This window comes from Pedobacter sp., from assembly GCF_041662865.1.
GTDB lineage: Bacteria > Bacteroidota > Bacteroidia > Sphingobacteriales > Sphingobacteriaceae > Pedobacter.
The window spans coordinates 1,217-25,450 of the sequence record NZ_JBAZRL010000049.1 but is presented as its reverse complement, the minus strand read 5'-3'; the positions used below and the strand labels follow the sequence as shown (position 1 = coordinate 25,450).

At 34.8% G+C, this 24,234-nt stretch carries 21 protein-coding genes; 8 read left to right on the top strand and 13 right to left on the bottom strand.

All coding sequences use genetic code 11. The features are described 5' to 3' along the window. From WC622_RS13845 to WC622_RS13825, 5 genes are all read right to left on the bottom strand, one after another. Positions 1-239, bottom strand: a 239-nt coding sequence (locus tag WC622_RS13845; RefSeq protein WP_372820295.1) for a DUF4268 domain-containing protein, incomplete at its 3' end; no start/stop codon positions are given. Between the two features lie 32 nt (positions 240-271). Further along, complete coding sequence (locus WC622_RS13840) at positions 272-859, bottom strand: riboflavin synthase (protein WP_372820294.1); 588 nt, start codon at positions 857-859, stop codon at positions 272-274. Then, on the bottom strand, positions 860-2,353 hold the full coding sequence (gene accC, locus WC622_RS13835) for an acetyl-CoA carboxylase biotin carboxylase subunit (protein ID WP_372820293.1): 1,494 nt from the start codon (positions 2,351-2,353) through the stop codon (positions 860-862). It lies immediately after the preceding gene. A 5-nt stretch (positions 2,354-2,358) separates the two neighbouring features. Continuing rightward, positions 2,359-3,384, bottom strand: a complete 1,026-nt coding sequence (locus WC622_RS13830; protein ID WP_372820292.1) for a low specificity L-threonine aldolase — start codon at positions 3,382-3,384, stop codon at positions 2,359-2,361. A 59-nt stretch (positions 3,385-3,443) separates the two neighbouring features. Then, a complete protein-coding gene (locus WC622_RS13825; protein ID WP_372820291.1) occupies positions 3,444-4,577 on the bottom strand; it encodes an alpha/beta hydrolase-fold protein in 1,134 nt (377 codons plus the stop codon). 151 nt (positions 4,578-4,728) lie between these two features. Here WC622_RS13825 and WC622_RS13820 point away from each other — a divergent pair, with 151 nt between their 5' ends. From WC622_RS13820 to WC622_RS13800, 5 genes are all read left to right on the top strand, one after another. Further along, positions 4,729-5,742, top strand: coding sequence for a LacI family DNA-binding transcriptional regulator (locus tag WC622_RS13820; protein WP_372820290.1), 1,014 nt, complete (start codon positions 4,729-4,731; stop codon positions 5,740-5,742). Positions 5,743-6,187: 445 nt separating this feature from the next. Further along, positions 6,188-9,145 carry a SusC/RagA family TonB-linked outer membrane protein gene (locus tag WC622_RS13815; protein WP_372820289.1) on the top strand — a complete coding sequence of 986 codons (2,958 nt, stop codon included), beginning with the start codon at positions 6,188-6,190 and terminating at the stop codon, positions 9,143-9,145. Positions 9,146-9,158: 13 nt separating this feature from the next. After that, positions 9,159-10,742 carry a RagB/SusD family nutrient uptake outer membrane protein gene (locus tag WC622_RS13810; RefSeq protein WP_372820288.1) on the top strand — a complete coding sequence of 528 codons (1,584 nt, stop codon included), beginning with the start codon at positions 9,159-9,161 and terminating at the stop codon, positions 10,740-10,742. A gap of 17 nt (positions 10,743-10,759) precedes the next feature. Then, positions 10,760-11,740: a SusE domain-containing protein gene (locus WC622_RS13805; protein ID WP_372820287.1), complete on the top strand. Its 981-nt coding sequence runs from the start codon at positions 10,760-10,762 to the stop codon at positions 11,738-11,740. 271 nt (positions 11,741-12,011) lie between these two features. Then, positions 12,012-12,863: an N-acetylglucosamine kinase gene (locus tag WC622_RS13800; RefSeq protein WP_372820286.1), complete on the top strand. Its 852-nt coding sequence runs from the start codon at positions 12,012-12,014 to the stop codon at positions 12,861-12,863. A gap of 77 nt (positions 12,864-12,940) precedes the next feature. Here the strand turns inward: WC622_RS13800 and WC622_RS13795 are convergent, their stop codons facing one another. After that, positions 12,941-13,402: a T9SS type A sorting domain-containing protein gene (locus WC622_RS13795; RefSeq protein ID WP_372820285.1), complete on the bottom strand. Its 462-nt coding sequence runs from the start codon at positions 13,400-13,402 to the stop codon at positions 12,941-12,943. A 129-nt stretch (positions 13,403-13,531) separates the two neighbouring features. Continuing rightward, positions 13,532-14,221, bottom strand: coding sequence for an NrtR DNA-binding winged helix domain-containing protein (locus WC622_RS13790; RefSeq protein WP_173268436.1), 690 nt, complete (start codon positions 14,219-14,221; stop codon positions 13,532-13,534). Positions 14,222-14,345: 124 nt separating this feature from the next. Here WC622_RS13790 and pfkA point away from each other — a divergent pair, with 124 nt between their 5' ends. The 3 genes from pfkA to gap are packed head-to-tail and all read left to right on the top strand — an operon-like array spanning position 14,346 to position 17,191. After that, positions 14,346-15,332 (top strand): 6-phosphofructokinase, encoded by a 987-nt coding sequence (gene pfkA, locus WC622_RS13785; RefSeq protein ID WP_372820284.1) that lies wholly within the window; start codon positions 14,346-14,348, stop codon positions 15,330-15,332. Between the two features lie 9 nt (positions 15,333-15,341). Further along, positions 15,342-16,184 carry a hypothetical protein gene (locus tag WC622_RS13780; RefSeq protein WP_372820283.1) on the top strand — a complete coding sequence of 281 codons (843 nt, stop codon included), beginning with the start codon at positions 15,342-15,344 and terminating at the stop codon, positions 16,182-16,184. 5 nt (positions 16,185-16,189) lie between these two features. After that, positions 16,190-17,191 (top strand): type I glyceraldehyde-3-phosphate dehydrogenase, encoded by a 1,002-nt coding sequence (gene gap / locus WC622_RS13775; protein ID WP_372820282.1) that lies wholly within the window; start codon positions 16,190-16,192, stop codon positions 17,189-17,191. Positions 17,192-18,173: 982 nt separating this feature from the next. On the opposite strand, the gene WC622_RS13770 is transcribed toward gap, so the two are convergent. The 6 genes from WC622_RS13770 to WC622_RS13745 all read right to left on the bottom strand — a co-directional run. After that, a complete protein-coding gene (locus WC622_RS13770) occupies positions 18,174-18,443 on the bottom strand; it encodes a hypothetical protein (protein ID WP_372820281.1) in 270 nt (89 codons plus the stop codon). Between the two features lie 2 nt (positions 18,444-18,445). Continuing rightward, on the bottom strand, positions 18,446-19,204 hold the full coding sequence (locus WC622_RS13765) for a hypothetical protein (RefSeq protein WP_372820280.1): 759 nt from the start codon (positions 19,202-19,204) through the stop codon (positions 18,446-18,448). A gap of 248 nt (positions 19,205-19,452) precedes the next feature. Further along, entirely contained in the window at positions 19,453-19,890 is a 438-nt protein-coding gene (locus WC622_RS13760; protein WP_372820279.1) for a VOC family protein, read from the bottom strand. A gap of 124 nt (positions 19,891-20,014) precedes the next feature. Further along, positions 20,015-20,509 carry a hypothetical protein gene (locus WC622_RS13755; protein WP_372820278.1) on the bottom strand — a complete coding sequence of 165 codons (495 nt, stop codon included), beginning with the start codon at positions 20,507-20,509 and terminating at the stop codon, positions 20,015-20,017. A gap of 116 nt (positions 20,510-20,625) precedes the next feature. Then, complete coding sequence (locus tag WC622_RS13750; RefSeq protein ID WP_372820277.1) at positions 20,626-20,988, bottom strand: PleD family two-component system response regulator; 363 nt, start codon at positions 20,986-20,988, stop codon at positions 20,626-20,628. Positions 20,989-21,722: 734 nt separating this feature from the next. After that, on the bottom strand, positions 21,723-24,234 hold a 2,512-nt coding region (locus WC622_RS13745), incomplete at its 5' end, for an MBG domain-containing protein (protein WP_372820276.1).

The following is a 24,234-nucleotide window of genomic DNA, read 5'->3' as shown; positions in this document are numbered from 1 at the left end:
ACTGGATGTGTGATTTCGATAGAAATGATTGCTTTATGTTGCTCAGCATCCATTCTGAAATAGATATTTTTTATACCCGTTTTGTAGTTAATCCAATTTATGGGTAAGCCTTCGGCTGATAAAATGGGTTTCATGTACTTACCAAAAGTTATCCAAAATTGCTGACGGGTTTTTGATGCTTCTTCTTTACTGTACATTATTTTGTAATAGGCCAATTTTGTAACTAAACCTGCGTACATTAAACTTGAAATACTGTTTTATCTTTCTAAAATTATTTATTCCCCATCAATCGGGCAACATATTTACCAATAATATCGAATTCTAAATTAACTGTATAGCCAACTTTCACTTCATGCAAATTGGTGTGTTCAAAAGTATAAGGGATAATAAATACAGAAAATTCATCTGCTTGTGAGTTTACAACTGTTAAACTAATTCCATTTACACAAATTGAACCTTTTTCTACCGTAACATTCCCCAAGCTTGCATTATATTTAAACCGATATTCCCAACTACCATCTAGTTCATTCACCAAAATACAAGTAGCTGTTTGGTCTACGTGACCTTGCACAATGTGACCATCTAAACGAGCATTCATTTGCATGCAACGTTCTAAATTAACTTTACTGCCAATTTTTAAGCTCCCCAAACTCGTTTTATTTAAAGTCTCTTCAATTGCAGTAACCGTATGTGAATTCTCATTTAGCGCCACAACGGTTAAGCAAACGCCGTTATGTGCCACACTTTGATCTATTTTTAACTCTGCACAAATAGAAGAATTTACTGTAAAATGAACATTAGTTCCTTCTTTTACAATATTTTCAACTTCGCCTAGCGTTTCTATTATTCCTGTAAACATTTAACTGTATTTCTTTCTATTTTTTCGCCAATTATTAGCAACTACACTGTTTTGAGCAAGGCTGATATTGTTTTCCTCCTTAAGCAATAACACTGCAGTAAGGGATGCTAATAATGCTTCTTCCTCGTTATCGTTTTTTAAACTATCAGCGTTAAAATACTTGCTTACAAAATGTGTATCAAATTCGCCCGATGTAAACGCTTCATGTTGCATTACAAATTTACCAAAGCTTAATGTGGTTTGTATTCCTGTAATGTCATATTCATCAATTGCTCTTATCATTCGCTCAATTGCCTCTTCTCGAGTCGCACCATAGGTGATGAGTTTTGCAATCATTGGATCGTAATAAATAGGGATTTCCATTCCTTCTTCAAAACCATCATCAACTCTTACTCCGTTTCCTTTTGGAGTGCGGTACGTTTGTAAAGTACCGATATCTGGCAAGAAATTATTTGAAGGATCTTCTGCATAAACCCTTAATTCCATAGCGTGTCCACTGATTTTCAACTCTTCTTGCTTAAAACTCAATACTTCGCCTCTGGCTATTTTTATCTGCTCTTTAACTAAATCTAAACCTGTAATCATTTCTGTAACAGGATGTTCTACCTGTAAACGCGTATTCATTTCCAAGAAGAAAAAATCAAGATTTTCATCTAAAATAAATTCTACCGTACCTGCACCAACATAGTTAACCGAACGAGCTACATCAACCGCACACTTACCCATTGCCTGTCTAATTTTTTCAGTCAAAACTGATGACGGTGCTTCTTCAATTACTTTTTGATGGCGGCGTTGTACTGAACATTCACGTTCAAATAGATGAACAATATTTCCATGTGTATCGCCTAAGACTTGAATTTCAATGTGCCTTGGTGAAGTCACATAACGTTCTATAAATACAGAACCATCGCCAAATGCTGATGTTGCTTCGCTTACTGCCAAATGCATTTGTTCTTCAAAATCGGCAACTTTTTCTACAATACGCATTCCTTTTCCGCCACCACCTGCAGCTGCTTTAATTAAAATCGGAAAGCCGACTTCAACCGCTCTTTCTTTTGCTTCATTTATATCGGTAATTGCCTCCTCTGTTCCTGGAACCATAGGAATATTATAAGTTAAAGCCGCAGCTTTAGCCGATAATTTATTTCCCATAATTTCCATCGCTTCTGGCGTTGGGCCAATTAAAATCAACCCTGCTGCAGCTACTTCTTTAGCAAAAGCAGCATTTTCTGATAGAAAACCATAACCTGGATGAATGGCTTGTGCGCCAGTTAGTTTACAAGCCTCAATAATTTTATCGCTTTTTAAATAGGACTGGTTTGATGGTGCTGGACCAATACAAATTGCTTCGTCTGCATAACGTACATGTAAAGCGCCTCTATCGGCTTCTGAAAAAACAGCTACCGTTTTAATGTTCATTTCTTTTGCCGAGCGCATAATACGCAAGGCGATTTCACCACGGTTGGCAATAAGAATTTTTGAAATATGAGCCATATTTATTATAGATGTAGATGTGTTAAGGTTTCTATGGCTTTATCGACCATTGTTGAAGAAATATCTAAGTGCGTAACCAATCTGATGGTTTGATTAGACGTACTATTGCACAAAATACCTTTCGCTTCCAATGCTTTTACTACGTTATCAGCTTTTAAACCTGGAGAAACATCGAAAAGAACAATATTCGTTTCAACAGGCAACACTGAATTTACGTAATTTGTTTTGCTTAGTGCATCTGATAAAGCTTTTGCATGTTTATGGTCTTCTGCTAAGCGATTTACATTATTATCCAATGCATAAATTCCTGCAGCGGCTAAAAAACCTGCTTGTCGCATGCCGCCTCCTAAAACTTTCCTTATTTTTGTGGCTTTTTTAATAGTTGCCTTTGATGATAACAAAACAGAACCAACTGGTGCACCTAATCCTTTAGATAGACAAACCGAAATTCCATCGAAATATTTGCCGTAATCTTTTGCTTTATCACCCGTAGCTACTAATGCATTAAATATTCTTGCACCATCAAGGTGGAGTTTAATTCCTTTTATAGCGCATAAATTATGAATAGGTTCAATTTGGGAAAGGGTATAACATTTACCACCACCTTTGTTTACTGTATTTTCTAAAACGACTAGACTTGAGTTCGGATAATGGATATTTTCAGCGTTAATTTCCGGTTCAATCATTTCTGGTGTTAAAATTCCTCTTTCGCCGTTTAATAATCGGACAGATGCTAAAGAATTATACGCAATTCCGCCACCTTCATAACGATATACATGAGCAGTTTGATCGCAAATTACTTCATCCATCGGTTGGGTAAAGCATTTTATAGCAATTTGGTTACTCATTGTACCTGATGGACAGAATAAGGCAGCTTCCATATTAAATAAGGTAGCCAATTTTTCTTCTAAAGCATTTACAGTTTCATCTTCTCCAAAAACATCATCACCAACTTTTGCGCTCATCATCGCTTCAAGCATTCCAGCTGTTGGCTTGGTTACCGTATCACTTCTAAAATCTATTTTATCCATACACAAATATTACTTTTTTGAAAGCTTTGTAATCATCAATATTAAAAAAATTACACTACTTAATTACTAATGAATTTATAAAAATCTACAAATTCTCTATGCCAAAACCATTCGCTATGCTTACCATCAGCTTTTTCGACCATCATTATATTTTTGTTTTCCCCAGTGGGATTTAAAATCTGATATACATTTTTCATATCACTAACCATCGTTTTACTTTCTAAATCTCCAGCTACCAAATAAATCTTACTCCCGTTTAAATTTATCAATGCATTTTTAACATCAGTTTCTATCGCTTTACCTAACCAAAATGCTGGAGAAAAAACTCCAGCTTTGCCAAAAACTGTTGGATAAGTTGCAATGGCATACATGGAAATTAAACCGCCCATTGAACTACCGGCGATCACCGTGTTTTTACTGTCTTTTTTTGTTCTATAATGTTCATCTATATATGGTTTTAAGGTTTTAACTAAAAAATCAATATAAGCTTTACCTTTTCCCTTACCATATTCACTATCATAAGGATTATACTCTTTTAATCTCTCACTTCCACCATGATCTATACCAACAACAATATATTCTTTTTGCCCTTTGACGATTAAACTATCCAATAACTCATCCACTCCCCATTCTCCGTATCCGCTCGTCAATTGATCAAAAAGATTTTGTCCGTCATGCATATATAATACTGGATATGTTTTTGTCGACAAAACATAAGACGGCGGTAAATAAATCCAAACTCGCCTTTTTGCAGCTAATTGCGGAATTAAAAAAGCAGTATCGATGATATGAATATTAACTGATGCTGTATGTTTAAGTGGTTCTTTTTTAAATTGATCTGCCCAATTTGCAACAGTAAATTTAACTACAGTATCTTTTTTCAAATTTAAACTCCGATTTCCAAAAGCATTTCCTTTACTGCCAGTTTCTACCTTTTCCCAACTACCACGTGTAATTTTATACTCATATGCATCGGCTGGTAATTGTTTTTCAAGTAAATAGACACCGTTTACTTTTGAAAACTGATATGCAGGATCATTGGGTTTCCAATTATTAAAATTACCAGCAACAAAACATTCAGGTATTGAATCTTTATTTTGAGGAATATTTTGCAATTCAAATCTAACTTTAACTTGTGCGTTAACTCCTAGAAAACTGCTTGTAAAAATGAGGAAAAAATAAATTCGTTTCATTATTCTTTACTGACTTGGTGTATTTATAGCACGATTTTTAAAAACTAAGTGAATTTTAAAATCATTTAACAAATAAATAGAAATAATTACTTTTTTTATCATTTATATTTACAGCCAAATAAATTAACGATAAATAATTGCTATCAGTAGAATGGATAACGTCAACATCAAAAAATTAGCCAAAGCCCTTCATCTTTCTACTTCTACCGTTTCTAGAGCATTTAGAGATAATAGTGATATCAACGCTGCTACAAAAGAACGTATTTTGGCAATGGCAAAGGAATTAAATTATCAGCCAAACCATTATGCTAGTAATTTAAGGGAACAGAAAAGTAAAACCATCGCTGTCATCGTGCCAGAGCTAGCCAACAATTATTTCTCATTAGCCATTCAAGGTATCGAAAGAGTGGCAAGTGCAAAAGGCTATCATATTTTAGTATATGCAACCAATGATCAATTTGAGAAAGAAGTTTCTTTTATTAAACATTTACATAACGGCAGGGCCGATGGAATAATCATGTCTGTTTCTGGTGAGGCCAATGACCATAACTATTTAAATGAACTTTCTAAAAAACGACTTCCGTTAGTGTTTTTCGATCGTGTTTACGAAGACATCATCACACCTCGTGTAATTACAAACGATTATGAAAGTAGTTTTTCTGCCACCAAGCATTTAATCCAACAAGGCTGTAAACGCATTGCTTATTTAGCTGTAAATAAAACCTTATCTATTGGAAAAACCCGTATGCAAGGATACATAGATGCATTAAAGAAGTTTAAAATTCCTTTTAAGGATGAACTAATTATTGATTGCACTAATAATTACAAAGAAAATATAGATCATTTAAAGCAAGTATTTACTGAATTAAAACCTGATGGTGTTTTTACTTCGGTTGAGCGTTTGGCATTTGCCACTTATTATGCTTGTTATGATATTAATCTTTCTATCCCTAGAGATTTAAAAGTAATTGGCTTCTCTAGTTTAGAGATTGCACCGTTACTAAATCCAGCTTTAAGTACAATAACTCAGCCAGCCTCAGACCTTGGTAAAACAGCTGCCGAATTACTCTTTAAAATGCTCGAAAATCCTAGCGATGTAAACCCTGATAGTGAGGTGATTTTAAAGTCGAAATTAATACAAAGAAAGTCTACCTCTAACGACTAAAAACTGGCCCTATTTTATGCTGTTTTTAAACGTGAAAAATAACCCAATTTTTATCAAAAAAAATCTGGTTTTTGTCAAAACACGCAGAATTTTGCCTTTGGTGTTCATACAAGTTTTCATTTTACATTGATTTTTTCGGGAACGTTCCCGAAAACGTTCCCGAAAAACACAAAAAAAAGAGCATAGTGTACAGATTACACTTAATTTTTCGTGTTAATAATATAAATGTTTGATAATCAATTGTTTGAAAAACAAAAGTTAAATATTTTAAAAATAAAAATCAGCCAATTATTGGCTTTTTTTTGAGTTTTACTTCTTTAAAATATGGTGTTTAAAAAAAATATGATATAAAATTTTGATTTTTCATATCCAACGTTAAATTTACGTTAACGTGTTACAACACATTTTATAACCAAATATTTAAACTTTAAAACGGGCTTTTTCTATGAAATTATTTTACCCCATTAAGCTTAGTATGTTGATGTTTTTTGCGCTCTGCACATTAACTACATTTGCACAAACCGGAAGTGTTTCTGGTAAGGTTGTTGATGATGCCAACCTCCCTATTCCTGGAGCCTCAGTTATTGTGACTGGCACAGCGATGGCAACAGCCACAGACAACAATGGAAATTACAAAATTACAGGTTTAACCAGTGGAACTTATACCGTAATGGCTAAGTATATTGGTTTTGCAAATCAAACATTAACAACAACTGTTGGAACAGGGAATGTTACTTTAAACTTTAACCTAAAATCTGATTCTCAAAACTTAAATGAAGTTGTAGTTATTGGTTATGGTACAGCAGAAAAGAAAAGTTTAACTGGTTCTATTACAACTGTTAATTCTAAAGATTTTCAAAAAGGAACCATTACCACTCCAGAACAACTCATTCAAGGTAAAGTTGCTGGTGTTAACATTACTAATAATGGTGGTAGACCAGGTGTTGGTAGTGTAATTCGCATTCGTGGTGGTGCATCGCTAAACGCTAGTAATGACCCCTTAATCGTAGTTGATGGGGTTCCTTTTAGCGGAAATAGTATCGGGAACGCTCCCAGTCCTCTGGTTTTAATCAATCCAAACGATATTGAAACCTTTACTGTGTTAAAAGATGCGAATGCAACTGCAATTTATGGTTCGAGAGCATCCAATGGAGTAATACTAATCACAACTAAAAAAGGTGGTTCTGGTGCGCCAGTAATTAATTTCAGTACTGTTAATTCTTTGGCAACTGTAATTAAAAATGTAGATGTACTTTCTGCAGCTCAAATTAGAGCATATGTTAATGCAAATGGAAACACAGCTCAAAAAGCATTGTTAGGTGGTGCAAATACAAATTGGCAAGATGAAATCTATCAAAAAGCATTTTCTACAGACAATACCTTGAGTTTATCTGGTTCTTTTAAAAACGTACCTTATCGTGTTTCTGCAGGGTACTTAGAACAACAAGGTTTATTAATAACCGATAAATTAGAACGTGCCACGGGTGCTTTAACCCTTTCGCCTAGCTTATTTTCAAATCATTTAAAAATTGATTTAAACTTAAAGGGTTCATTATCTGAGTCTCATTTTGCAAATGATGGTGCAATTTCAAATGCAATTCAATTTGACCCTACTCAACCTGTAAATACAACAAACGCGTATGGAAATTATTTTGAATGGACACAAGGTGCTGTTCCAAATCCTAATGCACCACGCAATCCTGTTGGTTTAATTAAATTACAAGATAATAACGGTAACGCGGCTAGAAGTTTTGGAAATATCAAATTTGATTATTCATTCCATTTCTTACCAGAATTACACGCTAACTTAAACTTAGGTTACGATGTATCTAAAGGTTATGGTGCAACTAGAGTTCCTATTTTCGCTGCTCAAAGTGCCTCAACTAGTGGTTATTATGGAAATAGATTAAATACGGAAAGAAATAAAATATCAGAATTCTATTTAAATTATGCACATACAGTGGAAAGTATTAAAAGTAGATTTGATGTAACCGCTGGTTATGGATACTACGACAATGCAACAACTGGCTATAACTTTAATACATATAAAGGTACTGGCGAAATCATAACTACTCCAGTATTCCCTTTCTCTATCGAGCAAAACAAATTACTTTCTTATTATGGAAGGCTTGTGTACACATTAGCTGATAAATATATCCTATCTGGAACCATAAGAGCTGATGCTTCTTCTAAATTTTCTGAAAACAACCGCTGGGGATATTTTCCATCAGCAGGTTTTACATGGAGGATTATTAATGAGGATTTCTTGAAAAACAGTGAAACATTATCTGATTTAAAATTAAGATTAAGCTACGGTGAAACCGGAAATAAAGATGGAATAGGTAACTATGATTATCTATCTAAATATTATGCAAACAGCAATACCGGCCAATATCAAATTGGAAGCACTTTTTACAACTATTATAGTCCTGCTGCTTATGATCCTGATTTGAGGTGGGAAACAACGACTACGTATAATGCAGGTTTAGATTATGGTTTTGCAAAAGGTAGGATTTATGGAAGTATTGACGCTTACTACAAAAAAACTAAAGACCTTTTAAGCACTATCAATATTCCAGTTGGCACAAACTTTAGTAATCTTTTAACTACTAATGTTGGTAACATGGAAGTTAGAGGTATTGAGGGTAGCATCAATTTTGGCTTGATAAAAAGTGAGAACACTTCTTGGGATTTTGGTTTCAATGTGGCATATAATAAAAGGAAGATTACTAACTTAACTTTAAACCCAGATCCAGCATCTAAAGTAAGTGCTGGTGATATTACTGGTGGTACAGGTACTACTCTTAAGTACAATGCAGTAAATCAAATACCTGGTTCATTCTTTGTATACAAACAAGTATATAATGCTGCTGGTGCTCCATTAGAAGGAGTTTATGCAGATTTAAATGCGGATGGAAAAATTAATACAAGTGATCAATACTTTTATAAATCTCCAGATCCAAATTTCACTTTCGGATTTAACACTACATTTAATTATAAAAAATGGACGCTTAATACCGTTTTAAGAGCAAATTTAGGTAATTATGTATACGATAATGTTTCTTCTAACTTCGGTATCAAAACCAATATATTAAGTCCAAGCGGTATACTTAATAACACCGGTGCAGATTTCTTCAACACTAACTTTCAATCAAATCAATATTTAAGTGATTATTATGTTAAAAATGCTTCATTCTTAAAAATGGACAATATTGGTATAGTTTATAATGTTGGTAAATTATCAAAAAATAGTAGCACAACTTTACGCCTTTCAGCAAACTGTCAGAACGTATTTGTCGTAACTAATTTTGAAGGATTAGATCCAGAATTATCTTCTGGTATTGATTATAATTTATATCCAAGACCAAGAACATACTCATTAGGTTTAAATGTTGGCTTTTAACAAAAAAATAGAAATGAAAAATTCATTTAAAACAATATTGGCAGCTAGCATTTTGCTCGTGTCATTAAATTCATGCAAAAAGAGTGATTTAAATTTAACTCCGACAAATGATGTTACCTCGGCTACAGTTTATGCTACTCCAGCAGGCTATAAACAGGGATTGGTTAAATTATACGCAACTTATGGTTTAACTAGTTCTCAAGGATCTGATGCGAGTGATATTGGTGGTATCAATTCTGGTTTTGCAGATTTTTTAAGATTATTCTGGACTTCTCAAGAATTAACTACAGACGAGGCTATTTGTGCTTGGGGTGATGTTGGTATTCCCGAGCTTGATTATTCAACTTGGGCGGTAGATAACGTTTTCCTTAGAGGATTATATTCTAGAAGTATTTTACAAATTACTGTTTGTAATGAATTTCTTCGCGAAAGTACACCTGAAAAATTAGCAGCTCGTGGTATTACAGGTACTGATGCAACAAACATTCAAAGATATCGGGCAGAAGCTCGTTTCTTACGTGCATTTCAATATTGGGTATTGTTAGATGGTTTTGGTAAGCCACCATTCATAACGGAAGCTGATGAAATTGGAAAAACATCTCCAAAACAAATTTCTAGAGCCGCATTATTTACCTATGTAGAATCTGAGTTGAAAGCAATTGAAGGTGATTTAGCTGATCCTCGCACTAACGAATATGGTCGTGCAGATAAAGGAGCAGATTGGGCATTATTAGCTAGATTATATTTAAACGCACAAGTATATACAGGCACACCAAAATACACTGAAGCTATAACCTATTCGAGCAAAGTCATTGGTGCAGGTTATCAATTAAAAACTAATTACAAAGATTTGTTTTTAGCAGATAACAATGTGAATAATTTAGAAACCATCTTAACGATTAATTATGATGGTTCTAAAGGCACAAATTATGGTGGCACAACGTTTTTAATTAACGCTGGTATAAACGGAGATATGAACCCAGCATCTTACGGAGTACCAAACGGTGGTTGGGGTGGTAACAGAACACGTCAAAATCTACCAGCATTATTTCCAGATCCTAATGGCTCACAAGATAAACGTGGTATATTTTTCGGCACTAAAAACAATGTTGAAGATATTGGTGTATTTACAGATGGCTTACGTGTAACTAAATTTAAAAATGTAACCTCTACTGGTGTTACACCTCCATCCTTAAATGGTACGTTCAGTTCATTAGACTTTCCTTTATTTCGTTTAGCTGAGCAATATTTAATTTATGGCGAGGCAGTAATGCGTGGTGGTACTGGAGGTACAATACCACAAGCATTAATTTATGTAAATAATTTGCGTCAACGTGCATATGGAAATACGTCAGGAAATGTGGCTACACTTACAACTGATTTCTTTTTAGATGAACGTGGCAGAGAATTATATTGGGAAGGTCATCGCCGTACAGATTTAGTACGTTACAATAAATTTACTGAAGCAAGTTATTTATGGCCATTTAAAGGTGGTGTCAAAGCGGGAACAGGACTACCTACGTTTCGTAATGTATATCCAATTCCGGCGGCAGATTTAATTGCAAACTCGAATTTAACACAAAACACAGGTTATTAATCTTTTTAAAATCATTAGTGTTTAGCTTTATTACGCTATCGCTATGGTCTTGTAAAAAAGACGAAACCAAGGCTGTCGCCAATGCAGGTACTGGAGGTTCATTAAAATCATCGGCTAGTGCTGTTGTTTTAGATAAAACAATGCTTACAACTAACGTAATTACATTTAACTTAACAAATGCTAATTTCGGTTACCAGGCGGCTGTTACAAACGTATTGCAAGTTGCTGTGAAAGGTACAAATTTTGCAAGTCCAAAAGAAGTAATCTTAGATGCAAATGCTACATCAAAAGTGTACAATGGCCTTGATTTTAATAATCTATTATTATCGTTAAACTTACCCACAACTGCTAATACCGATGTAGAATTTAGAATTAAATCATCAATTTCAACTGCTACTGCTCCGGTATATAGCAATGTAGTTTCATTAAGTGCAAAACCTTTCCCGCTAACTGCATGGATATATGTTCCTGGAAATTATCAAGGATGGAATCCAGCAACTGCTGATAGTTTAATTTCTCTAACAGGTAATGGCGTTTATACAGGTGTAATTGCATTTGATGGCGGTAATTTCAAAATAACACCAGCTAAGAAATGGGATATTGCTTATGGAGACGCAGGTGGTGGTAAAATTAGTACTACAGGTGGCGATATAAGTTCTATATCAGCTGGAGCTAAAGAATTGGTTGCAGATTTAAATGCAAATACTTTAACAATCACACCATTAGTGTGGGGAATAATTGGAAATGCAATCCCTGGAAGCAACTGGGCAGTAGATACTGACATGAAATACATAAATGATGGAAAGGGAACATGGAAAGTTACTGCTAACCTAACTGCAGGAGAATTCAAGTTTAGAAAAAACCATGATTGGGGGACAAATTATGGTGGTAATAGTGCTGGAACTTTAACTGGCGATAACATTGCAGTAACTGCTGCAGGTAATTACACCATTACATTAGACATTCCAAATAATAAATACATTTTAGTTAAAAACTAAAACCTCATTTTAAAATGCAAAAGCTCTTAAATTAATTTTAAGGGCTTTTTGTTTTTTTAGATACCCGATACCGATAAAATAATCAGTCTAAAATCCGTATTATTAGTGTATAAAGTACACTTTTAAAAAAACTTTCATTTAAGCCTCATCAATCGTTTGATTATAAACTTATCATTACCGAAATAAAAACTATATTTTAATTTTTTATTTCAAAAAAAGCCACATATATTGCTGCACTTTTTACGTATTACACAACTTAACCAAACCAAAAATGATAGTTATTGCAGATGGTGGATCAACAAAAACCAATTGGTGTTTGATTAACGAAGCAGGAAGAAAAATCCATTTTAATACCGAAGGATATAACCCCTATTTTGTAGACACTGATTATATTGAGAATTCATTAAAGAGTTCTTTACCAGATCATCTTGAGCCAGAAAAATTAACCGAAGTATATTACTATGGAGCTGGCTGCTCTACCGATGCAAAAAGAAAGATTGTTGAAGATGCCATGCAAAAGATCTTTATCAATGCAAAAATTAACATTGGTCACGATTTATTAGCTTCATGCCGTGCTTTATTAGGCGACAATGAGGGCTTTGCAGCTATATTAGGTACAGGTACTAATAGTTGTTTATACGATGGTAAAGACATTTCTTTAAACATAGACTCGTTAGGATATTTCTTAGGTGATGAAGGTAGCGGAAGCTATATTGGCAAACGTATTTTAGCCGACTACATGAAAGGTTACATGCCTAAAGGATTAAGAGAAAGCTTTTATGATAACTATGCTTTAACTAATGAAGATATCTTTGATCACATTTACAACAAACCTTTACCAAATCGTTTTTGTGCAAGCTTTAGCAAGTTCATTTACGATTTCAAGGAAAACTACGAAGATTATACCAATTCTGTTGTAGATTACGCATTTACTGCTTTCTTCGAAAATTTAGTGATCCACTACCCTAACTATAAAAACTACGAGTTAAACTGTGTAGGTTCTGTGGGTTACAGTTTTAGAGATAGTTTAAGTATAGTAGCCGATAGATATGAAATGGGTGTTGGTAAAATTATCCGCTCACCTATAGATGATTTAGTAGATTATCATTTAAGCAAAAAATAAAATCACAGATTTAAATATAAAAAGAAAGCCTCGATTAATTAATCGAGGCTTTCTTTTTATCTATCGTTTAAGAAAAATTACTGTACAATAATCTTTCTACTAAAAATCTTATTATCAACTTGTAAAACTAAAATATACATACCAGAGGTAATGTTGTTTTTAGCCAATTGCCAATCGTACTCATGTTTACCCGCAGCTATTTCTTGCTTAATTAAAACGGCTAATTGTTTTCCTGTTAAGTCTACCACGCGTAACGTTACTTTTGCTTTTGTAGCAAGTGTATATGCAATAGTAGTTTGAGTAGTTGCAGGATTTGGATAATTAGTAAAAGAAGGATTTTGTTTAACAATCAATGCCGATTCATCATCCCAATCAATATTGGAAGTAGAGTTAGCTGTTAAATCTATAAATGTATAATTTGATGTAGTAGTAGAATCTGCTGCTAAAGATGGAGTATAGGCATCTGATTGCGCATAAACAGTTACATTCATCGCAATTAGCCCAACAAAAAGTACAAATAATTTGTAGAGTTTCTCCATACAAGCAGATTGATAGTGTAAATATAACACATGAAGCCTAAAATATGCAACGAAATATGCATTTTTTTTTCGATAGCTATTTTACAGGCCCATTTTTAGCCCTACCGTTAAATGGGTATGGTTTATGAGTTAAAAAGAAATCTCCTTACCAAATAATTTCGCGTACTTTCTTTTATCAAATTTATACAATGTTGCCGCTCTAAATGAAACCCCTTTTTGTTTTTCATCTAATTCCTTTAACACCTTAAAGCTCAATATCTTTTTCCGGAAATTACGTTTATCCAATTTCTTACCTAAAATAAGTTCGTATACGTTTTGCACTTGAGTTAAGGTGAATTTTTCTGGTAACAATTCAAAAGCAATTGGCAAATGTTTAATTCTTCGCTTAATCTTTTCTAAGCCTTTATCAAATATATGTTGATGATCAAAACCTAACTTAGGTAATTCTTTAACGTTTATCCATTGTGCTTTTTTTGCATAGCTAGTTAGCGGTTTTAAGGCTTTATCACCTCCTAAACGCAACATTGCATAATAAGCAACCGTAATTACCCTACCTTGGGGATGTCTGTCTACTTCGCCAAAAGTATAATATTGCTCCATGTAAATATCACTCAAACCAGTAAGTTCATGTAAAATACGCGAAGCAGATTGATCCACACTCTCATTCTCCCCTACCAAATTACCGGGCAAAGCCCACCAATCTTTAAAAGGTTCTTCATTTCGCTCTATTAATAAAATTTTGAGCTCTCCGCCATCAAAACCAAATAAAACGCAGTCAATTGAGACCGCCGAATTAAATACAGGTAATACTTCTTTCAAGACAAATCCGTTTTTATATTTTATAATATTAGAACAAAATAAATATACTTACTTCGTTTATTCACAATAATAATGAAAAAAAATTACTTAGTGTAAAAAATACACAGTATATTCGTATATTAAAATGAAATCTAATATCAAAAATATAGCCGTATTAACCTCTGGAGGAGATGCCCCAGGAATGAATGCTTGCATAAGAGCCGTTATTCGCACTGGTATATACCATGGGCGTAATATGTTCGGAGTAATGCAAGGTTATCAAGGTTTAATTGACAATAACATTAACCCAATGGATGCCCGTTCTGTACGTAATATTTTACACATGGGCGGTACAATATTAAAAACTGCCAGATGTTTAGCTTTTAAAGAAGACGAAGGTATGGAACTCGCTTTTAAAAATTTAAAAGCAAAAGAAATAGACGGATTAATTGTGATTGGTGGCGATGGGACATTTACAGGTGCTAAACGTTTTGGAGAAAAGTACGGGATTAATGTAATTGGTATTCCAGGTACCATAGATAATGATTTATACGGATCTGATTTTACCTTAGGCTACGACACTGCTGTTAACACGATTATAGAAGCGATTGATAAAATAAGAGATACTGCCGATTCGCACGACCGATTGTTCTTTATTGAGGTGATGGGCAGAGACTCAGGTTGCATTGCGCTAAGAACAGCAATTGCAAGCGGTGCAGAAGCAGTGTTGTTACCAGAAAAAGAAACTTCATTAAAAGAATTAATTACAAAGTTGAAATCAGGCGCTAGCACTAAGAAATCATCAAGTATTGTAATTGTTTCTGAAGGAAATAAATACGGTGGAGCTTACGATATTGCTAAAAGTGTGAAAAGAAAGTTCACGCATTACGATACTAAAGTAACTATATTAGGTCACTTACAACGTGGAGGTAGCCCTAGTGGTTTCGATCGCATATTAGGAAGTAGATTAGGATATGCTGCCGTAAACGAAATGATAAAGGGCGAAACCATGCAAATGGTTGGTCTTCGTGGCAATGAAATTAAACTCACCAGCCTAGAAGAAGCCTTACATGTACACAGTTACAAGTTAGAAGCTGATTTATTAGAAATGACTCACGTTTTATCCATTTAAATACATAAAATGATAGCAGTAGTTTATAGCGGATCTAAAAGTGCTTTCTGGAAAATTGCAACCGAAGGCAAAACAATAGCCGAATGCACTATTCCAGGCATTAATCCTTGCTTTAACGACCAAAAGCATATCCTTTATCTATTAAATAAAAATATCACGCTAATTAATCACGCCGAAAAAATTAAAAAGCTCTATGTATTTGCTGCTGGTGCATCATCTGTTGCGATGCAAAGCTCTTTGGCACAAACCTTAGGCATGTTCTTTAAAAATGCCAAAATAAAAGTTAAAGACGATTTATACGGCGCATCTATTGCAGCGTGTTATAACCAAAGTGGCATTGTGAGCATTTTAGGCAGCGGTGCAAATTGTGCTTATTTTGATGGCAAGCAACCTGAACAAAACAACTATGGTCTAGGCTATATTCTCGGCGATGAAGGTTCTGCTAACTATTTGGGCAGACTGTTATTAAAACACTTTTTAGAAGAGAAACTACCTGCAGACTTAACTAAATTGTTGTTAGATAAATACAATTTGGATAGACCATTAATTTTAGAACGGATTTACAAAAAGCCTAACGTACAAAACTATTTGAGCTCTTTTCTAGATTTCTACATAGAAAATAGAAACCATAAATACATAGAGCAGTTAATAGATCAAGCTTTTGATAAATACATTAACACCTATTTGGCACCAACTGTAACACAACACCCTAACGAACATGTTCATTTTGTGGGTACTGTTGCTGGAACGTTTCAGGATAGATTGCGCTTAGTTGCAGAAAAGCATGCAATTAAAATAATAACGATTACTAAAGAACCGATATATAATTTACTTAATTATTACACAAATTAAATACAATGACTAAAGTAGGAATAAATGGATTTGGCCGCATTGGCAGACTAGTTTTTAGAGCTGCATTGAAAAGAGGATTGGATATTGTTGCCATCAATGACTTAATAGAGCCAGATTACATGGCTTATATGTTAAAATATGATAGTACACATGGCCGTTTTGACGGAACTGTGGAAGTAAAAGACGGGCACTTAGTGGTAAATGGAAAAACAATCCGCATTACTGCAGAAAGAGACCCTGCAAACTTAAAATGGGATGAAGTTGGTGTAGAAATCGTAATTGAATCTACTGGCTTATTCTTAACCCGTGCTGATGCAAACAAGCATATCGCAGCTGGTGCTAAAAAAGTAGTCTTCTCTGCTCCTGCAAAAGATGATGACATCCCAACATACGTAATGGGTGTTAACCACGATAAATTAACGGCAGATCAAACTGTTGTTTCTAATGCTTCATGTACTACGAACTGTTTAGCTCCAATTGCTAAAGTTTTAAACGATAACTTCGGTATTGTTGAAGGTTTAATGAGTACAATACACGCCGTAACTGCAACTCAAAAAACAGTTGATGGTCCAAGTGCAAAAGATTGGAGAGGTGGTCGTGGAGGTTTCTCTAACATCATTCCATCATCAACTGGTGCAGCAAAAGCTGTAGGTAAAGTATTACCAGAATTAAAAGGTAAATTAACAGGAATGTCATTCCGTGTTCCAGTTGCCGATGTTTCTGTAGTAGATTTAACAGCACGTTTAGAAAAACCTGCTACGTATCAGCAAATTAAAGATGCAATGAAAGCTGCATCTGAAGGGTACTTAAAAGGTGTATTAGGATACACAGAAGATGAAGTGGTTTCATCTGACTTTATTGGAAATGACCACGCTTCTATTTTTGATGCTGGAGCTGGGATCTCTTTAAATGATAATTTTGTTAAAGTTGTTTCATGGTATGATAACGAGTGGGGTTATTCTTCTGCCCTTGCTAAGTTTGTAGAATACTATGGAAGTTTAAAATAATTTCCTTCTACATTAATTAAAATGGCGATGCTTTTAGTATTGCCATTTTTTTTGTGCTTGTTTTTTTGGGATGGTTTGTGTGGAGAATTTTGCGCCAGCTTACACAGATTTTTTAACACATCTTCTCTTTCTCATATACTCGTCATACCCAGCTTGACTGGGTATCGTAATGCATTAATAGGTAACCAGCAAATCTTTTCACCGCATTACGTTTCCCGTTTTCACGGGAATGACGAGCAAACCTCACCCATGCTAAGCATTTTACCACATAGGCACATAAAAACATAGTTGTATTTCGTTTTAATGTGTCAACAAATAGAAGATTGCCACGCTCACAAAGACAACATCATGCTAAGCACCTGCTCGTCCTTGCGAAGGAGGTTCTTCACCGACTGTGGCAATCTCCTTCATGTTATAAATCAAATCATTACTATGTTTAATTAGGTGGAGATTGCCACGTCGTTTCTCTCCTCGCAACGACGATGGAGGCGAAATGACGATAGCTTTATTAAATTGCAAACGCAATTGCTCTAGCCATAGCGTACCTTCCCCTCTTAACCTAATTATTTAACATAAGTTTAACATCATTTGCTACATACAGTAAAAGATTGGACCTATTTTTGCGTTATAGAAAGTATTAAATGATAGCGTTAAGCAGGTTTTGTCATTTTAATAACAGAAAAGTAACAAAATTGAAACTTTTCTTAGTGTACTTTTTACACTATTGAATATTATTACTATATTTGCACTATCATTCGTTGACAACCAACGGAGTGATTAAAAAAAGAAATAAATATTTCCTTCATGGTTAGGAGGAAATTAAAAGATAACCCGTTCATACAGGTTTATATTTGGTTAGAAAAAGAGATCAGTCTGGATGGATGATCTCTTTTCTTTTTTAAAGGGTTTGTGGATTTGATAAGTGATTTAAAATGTAGAAACTACAATCTAACATTAACAAGGCCTTTTAATTAAAATGTTGTTAAATAACCCCCTTTGAATGGGCTATTAAATAGCCTCCAAATAGATTAATTACTATAGCTATAATATAAAAAAGTCTAAGTTTATTGTCTGGAGATTTATTAGTCATCTTATTATATTTATCTAGCATATAGAGTAAGTAAATAATCAAAATACTAGTAGGTACAACAAAATAAATTACATATTCTCTATTGATGTTGTTTACAACAACTATAGCTAAAAAAGAAATAGCCATCAAAAGATTTTTTGGGTTATGTTTTTGTATGCCCATATTTATTCCGCAATTGTTTTCACACCAATACAATCGTAATATGTATAATCACAGTCATTTAGCATACTATTGTAATGCACTAATGATGCGGAAGCACAAGCAGTATAAAAAAGAGCTCCCCCAATACCAAATGTACCTGACCCTATAGCAGCGGCTCCTCCAATGCAAGCTAGTCCCTCCATAGTATAAATAGCTGAAGAGCCTGCTTGGCAATTAGTTCTTTTCTGTGAGCAAGTTGGCCCTCCTCCGCCATTAGGATCTACCACAGAGGTTTTATTTTTATTTGACATTGTATCATATTTTAGTATTTGAAATTCATTTGCTATAAAAGATGAGATTTCGTTTTTTAATGCTAAATTTTCATTTACTGACAAATGTTCAAAATCGAATTTTTCTCTTAAATTAGATTTGTAAGTTTCTTGCTTGTTAAGTAAAACTTTATACTCATTAATGTTATTGAAACCTAAATATTCTGCAAGTTTTAACATTGATTGTTCATCATTCTTTTTTGCATTAATAATTTCTAGAGCGCCTTTTAAGTTTTTAATCTTATCCAAGAAAGCATTATTCATCTTTAACAAATTAACAAAATTCTGTTCTTTGGATAACTTTTCAAAAGTTGCGATTTCTTTAAATCGTTCTTCACTTTTTTTACAAGAAAAATTAACAATCAAAATTATAAGCAATGCAAATATAGTCGCAAATAAAAATTGTTTTGAAGCATTTCGAGATAATGCTAAGTGTGGTAAGTTCTTTCTCATAAATAATTTGGTTTTAAGTTTAAAGTTAAGATAATAATATTTATTGATTAATAAAGAAATATTATTATCAACTGTTCGAGATGTTAAGCGCAGCGCATCCCGAACTATCTGATAAAAGCGGGTTTTAAATCCGCTAAAACAAAACTACAAGATGCCTTTGGCACAGAACACTCAAAGAGCACTAATAAATAAAATAAAAAAGCAGAGCTGAAAACTCAGCCCTGCTCCTTTACTATTTAATCTCTTTTTTATTGTTGAGGCTCATCATAGTTCACCATCCAATTGATGCCAAACTTATCTGTAAACATACCGAAATAAGCTCCCCAAAAGGTTTTTTCCATTGGCATGGTCACCTTTCCTCCTGCAGATAAGCCATTAAATAATTTATCTGCTTCTTCTTCACTATCAGTATTTATAGAGATGGAAAAGTTAGTGCCAACTACAGTTGTTTGTCCGAATGCTTCAGAACTGTCGCTACCCATTAAAATACTTTCTTTGCTAATTGGTAAAGAGACATGCATTATTTTTTCTCCATCTGCGGCAGACATTTCAGGAGAGCCCTCCACAGGAGGCATGTCTTTAAATCTTCCTATGTGAGGAAATTCCCCACCAAATACTGATTTATAAAAATTAAATGCCGCTTCGCAATTACCGTCAAAGACTAAATAAGGATTTAATGCTGCCATGGTTCTTTTTGTTTTGTTGGTTATGTTTTTGTTTTCAACTGTAAAGTTATTATAAATACTCCGGCATCAAAATGACTTCAAGGAAATATATATTCAACTTTGTGATAAGTAAGAGCGATTTAGCTTAGTTGATCATCTTTTTTAAAGTTGTTTTTCTAGGTCGTTGATGTATTGCTTTAAGCTGATTAAGCAATACTTGTGGATGTTTATTGTAAGCCCCAAGATTAGTTAAGCTATTTATTATTTTTTTGGCAGTTTCACTCAGTAGTATTTTTACATCACCAAAATTAAAGTTTGTGATGTTGGGCAATCGCTCTTCAAAAGCTAAAGCAATTTCGAAATAGTAATTATTAAGGTAATCAATTAAGGCAATAAAGTCTTTATGTTTACTCGTGATGTTGAGGGTGCAAACTTTTTCTGAGTAATAATTAATTAGCGTGTTGCTAAAGGCATCAACTTCTACAAGTTTGCAATGAATAACTAAATAAATTTGGCCTGTAGTTTTTGATTTACCTAAATCGTACTCTAGTATACATTTGGAATTACTACCCTGTGTGATGTATGGTTTAGGGTTAACATCAAATCGTATTACATTAATTGGCGTTGCTTTATCTATCATGTGAGCTATAGATTTTACCATCAATTACTTAAATAGGAGGAGCGTTAGTTAAAGTTATAAAAACTATACTAAAATAGTAGCGTAATTTTAAAATTTAATGTAGTTGTAATCTTAACTTAACTTGCTAATTGAAAACTTACCTTTTCTAACAATTCGTCGATATTAAATGGTTTGGGAAGAAAATCGTTTGCGCAGCAACTTACGGCAGTTAGTGAGTTGAGATCATGGGTTGCAGAAATCATAATAATAGGAATGTTTGCTGTTTCTGGCAGATGCTTTAATTCGTTACATAGTTTTCTTCCGTCTAATACACCGAGCATCACATCTAGTAAAATAATATCTGGTTTAAATAGCTTAACTGCATTGGTTAAAAAGTAACCATTATCTATGGCTTTTACTTTATAACCTTCTAAATTTAATAACAGGGTAAGTGCATCCAGTATATCTGTACTGTCATCCACAATCAATATTTTTTTCATTTCCACTTATCTTTAAAACACATTGATTATCAATATATTATTAAGACAATAGTTTTTTATGGTGAATTGTTTTAAGTTTTATTATTAAAGAAGTTTTTACCACATAGAGACATAGTGAACATAGATTTAATGCGGTCGTCTTTGCGAAGGAGATTCTTCATCGACTGCGGCAATCCCATTGCTGTCAACAAGATAATTTTGCAAGGAGGAGATTGCTTCGTCGCTGCGCTCCTCGCAAAGACGAGCAGGGAGACATGAGTGAAGTGGAAAGATCGACAACCGTCATTCCCAACTCGATCCGATAGCTATCGGATGAGAATCGTAATGTGATAGCAAGTCTTTTTTAGCTTTATGACCCCCGTTTTCACGGGAATGACGAACAGCATTAATTCGGTCGTCTTTGCGATCCCGATTTTTCATCGGGAGTGGCTCCGCAGGAGTACCTTTGGTACAATCTCCTCCTTTAAATTATTGCAGCAATGAGATTGCTTCGTCGCTGCGCTCCTCACAAAGACGAACAGGGTATAAAGGACCGTCATGCTCAGCTTGATCCGATAGCTATCGGATGGGCATCGTAATGCGATAGCAAGCCTTTTTACCGCTTTACGGTTCCCTCCCGATGACTATCGGGATTCACGGGAATGACGAGTAAGGATTACAAAAAGAAATGGTGCCAACATTTTACTGCCGACACCAAATCTCCTTTTAAACACTCAACCTATGTTCTTTAATCTCTATTTTGGGTTTACTATGGTTACATAGCCTTTTACCTTACTGTATCCCTTTCCAAAGTCGAGGTAGTAATAGTAGGTATCTGTGGCCAATGCCTTTCCGGCATAGGTACCGTCCCAATTGTTCTGGTAGTGGGCATTCTTATAGATCACCCTTCCCAAACGATCGGTAATCACGATAGCTATTGGCGGGTATTTTGTCAGGTCATTGAACACCAGGTAGTCGTTCATACCATCTGCATTTGGCGTAAGCACATTCGTCGCATCTTTTACGAATGCATCAAACGACTTTAACTCGATCACCAAATTAGCAGGCATTAACTGGATGTTATAGTTGTCGTTCAGTGCCAGTGAGCCGATGCTGATCGGATAGGTTCCTATCTCCTCGCCCGCCGCTCTCTCCAAGCTTCCTGAGAATTTATCGCTGCCTACTAATTTCCCTTTAACGATTTGATAGGTAAATGTAGGGTCCTGCTCGCCCAGTGCTTTTACCTTTGCATCTGGTTGGATGCTTATGTCCATTTTTGCAACAGTAAGGTCCTGAGTTGCCGTAAGTGCAGGTTTATAAATACTGCCACCACCCTGCTCTGCGGAAATAGTAGTAGTACCCGCACTTTTAACATGGATTAAACCATTTACAATAGTTGCTACATTGGTATTGCTACTTGTATATGAAATAGCTAAACCAGAGCTGGCGCTCGCCTTTGGATCAAAATCATTTAATGCATCACCATATGTTAATTTAGGCAATGGCTTGAAATCTATAGACTGGTCCTTTTTATCGTTAATGGTCAAGTTCGCACCCACATACGTTATCACATAATTTGGGCTTAGGAACAATGAACCAAGCGTAATCGGATAGGTTCCTGGTGCATCGGATAGATTTGTCCTGGTTAAGCTACCACCAAAATCATCTGGTGCAACCAGCTTCCCTGTATAGGTATAGGTAAATGCAGGATCGCTTTCTGTTGTTAGTTTAACCTGTGCATTTGCAGTTACGGTAATGGCAACCGGGTTGATTACCAGGGTTTGGGTTTGCTCTAAAGCATCTGCTATGCTCTGGTTACCAGCAGCATTGGCATGGATCACTACCGTTCCCTTTTTGACGATGTGAACCAAGTTTCCGGTAACCGTTGCAATACTTTGATCATCACTGGTATACGTGATGGGTAGGTTTTTATCCGTACTGGTATTTGGTAATAAGAATTCTCCATCACCATACGTTTTGGTTGGGATAACGTCAAAGGTAATGTTTTGCGCAGTTTTTAAGGTATTGCCTGCCATTGGGGTGGCAGTAGTTTCTGTAGAGTAATCACTTTCATTATTTAGTTTATCTGCTGCAACCAATCTATAAAAATAAGTTGTGCCATTTACTAAACCTTGTTGCAAGTAGGTTGTAGTTCCTTTACCTATAAAAGCTAAGAACAAATTGGGTTTAGTTGTAGTTCCAAATAATATAAGATAATCTCCTAAATCACTTTCAGTATTTGCATTCCAAGTTAACCTTACTTCTCCATCACCTGCTTCTGCTTTTAAACCAGTTGGTATTGCTGGTGGGGTTTGGTCTATGGTATAAGTTTCTCCTACTGGAATGTAAGTAATGTTAGAATTGGAAAGTCCTGTTGAGTTCTCAAAATTTAACTGTATAGTACCTGAAACATTAGCGTCTATTGCAACATCTACAAACCACGAATTTGGCAAGTTTGGCACCAAATTTAATATTGGTTTAATTGTCGCATTGTTTTTCAAGTCGCCTGACAATGTAAAATTGGAAGCCTTTAATCCAACAACGGGTTTAGAAAAATTAACCTGATAGCGCACAAAACCAGCTGAATTCCCGTTAGGATTTTGATTAACTGTATTGATTCCTAATATTACCACATCCTCCTTCTCAATGGTAAACGTTTGGCTCACCTCTAGTGCATCTTTGTATTCGTTATTACCAGCAGCGTTTGCATAAATGGTTACTGTACCAGCTCTCAATATGGTAATCTTATGGCCAACAATATCTACCGTAAATGGGTCGTTGGTTGTTAAGGTAACCGGCAAACTCGATGGGTTGGTTATATCTGCATCAAAAGGTGCATCGCCAAAGGTTTTACCCGTTATTGGCGTAAAAGTAATGGTCTGGTCTTTCTTAAATACTAAGCCAATATCTGGCGTAGCTTCTAAGATTGGCGTGGTGAAGTCACTCTCATTGCCCATCTTATCAACAGCAGTCATCCTAAAATAATATTTCTGACCATTCACCGATAATGGAAAGATATAGGAGGTAGTACTTGCCAGCACTGATGTCATTCCTGTAGGTGGCGAATTTGGTCCTGCATAAAGATTATATTGCGCTAAATCAGCTTCAGTATTTGCCGCCCAGGAAAGCTTCGCAGCCATGTTCCCTGGTTCTACTGCAAAACCTGTTGGTGTAGCAGGCGCTTTATCTATGGTAAAAGTTGGTGCAACTACTGGCAACGTATTAAGTAAGGGCACATTTAAAGCTGATCCATTTTTTAGGTTTAAG

Coding starts and splice junctions, on each gene's coding strand:
- WC622_RS13840 (WP_372820294.1), bottom strand. CDS start 859: ATGTTTACAGGAATAATAGAAACGCTAGGCGAAGTTGAAAATATTGTA.
- accC (WP_372820293.1), bottom strand. CDS start 2,353: ATGGCTCATATTTCAAAAATTCTTATTGCCAACCGTGGTGAAATCGCC.
- WC622_RS13830 (WP_372820292.1), bottom strand. CDS start 3,384: ATGGATAAAATAGATTTTAGAAGTGATACGGTAACCAAGCCAACAGCT.
- WC622_RS13825 (WP_372820291.1), bottom strand. CDS start 4,577: ATGAAACGAATTTATTTTTTCCTCATTTTTACAAGCAGTTTTCTAGGA.
- WC622_RS13820 (WP_372820290.1), top strand. CDS start 4,729: ATGGATAACGTCAACATCAAAAAATTAGCCAAAGCCCTTCATCTTTCT.
- WC622_RS13815 (WP_372820289.1), top strand. CDS start 6,188: ATGAAATTATTTTACCCCATTAAGCTTAGTATGTTGATGTTTTTTGCG.
- WC622_RS13810 (WP_372820288.1), top strand. CDS start 9,159: ATGAAAAATTCATTTAAAACAATATTGGCAGCTAGCATTTTGCTCGTG.
- WC622_RS13800 (WP_372820286.1), top strand. CDS start 12,012: ATGATAGTTATTGCAGATGGTGGATCAACAAAAACCAATTGGTGTTTG.
- WC622_RS13795 (WP_372820285.1), bottom strand. CDS start 13,402: ATGGAGAAACTCTACAAATTATTTGTACTTTTTGTTGGGCTAATTGCG.
- pfkA (WP_372820284.1), top strand. CDS start 14,346: ATGAAATCTAATATCAAAAATATAGCCGTATTAACCTCTGGAGGAGAT.
- WC622_RS13780 (WP_372820283.1), top strand. CDS start 15,342: ATGATAGCAGTAGTTTATAGCGGATCTAAAAGTGCTTTCTGGAAAATT.
- gap (WP_372820282.1), top strand. CDS start 16,190: ATGACTAAAGTAGGAATAAATGGATTTGGCCGCATTGGCAGACTAGTT.
- WC622_RS13770 (WP_372820281.1), bottom strand. CDS start 18,443: ATGGGCATACAAAAACATAACCCAAAAAATCTTTTGATGGCTATTTCT.
- WC622_RS13765 (WP_372820280.1), bottom strand. CDS start 19,204: ATGAGAAAGAACTTACCACACTTAGCATTATCTCGAAATGCTTCAAAA.
- WC622_RS13760 (WP_372820279.1), bottom strand. CDS start 19,890: ATGGCAGCATTAAATCCTTATTTAGTCTTTGACGGTAATTGCGAAGCG.
- WC622_RS13755 (WP_372820278.1), bottom strand. CDS start 20,509: ATGATAGATAAAGCAACGCCAATTAATGTAATACGATTTGATGTTAAC.
- WC622_RS13750 (WP_372820277.1), bottom strand. CDS start 20,988: ATGAAAAAAATATTGATTGTGGATGACAGTACAGATATACTGGATGCA.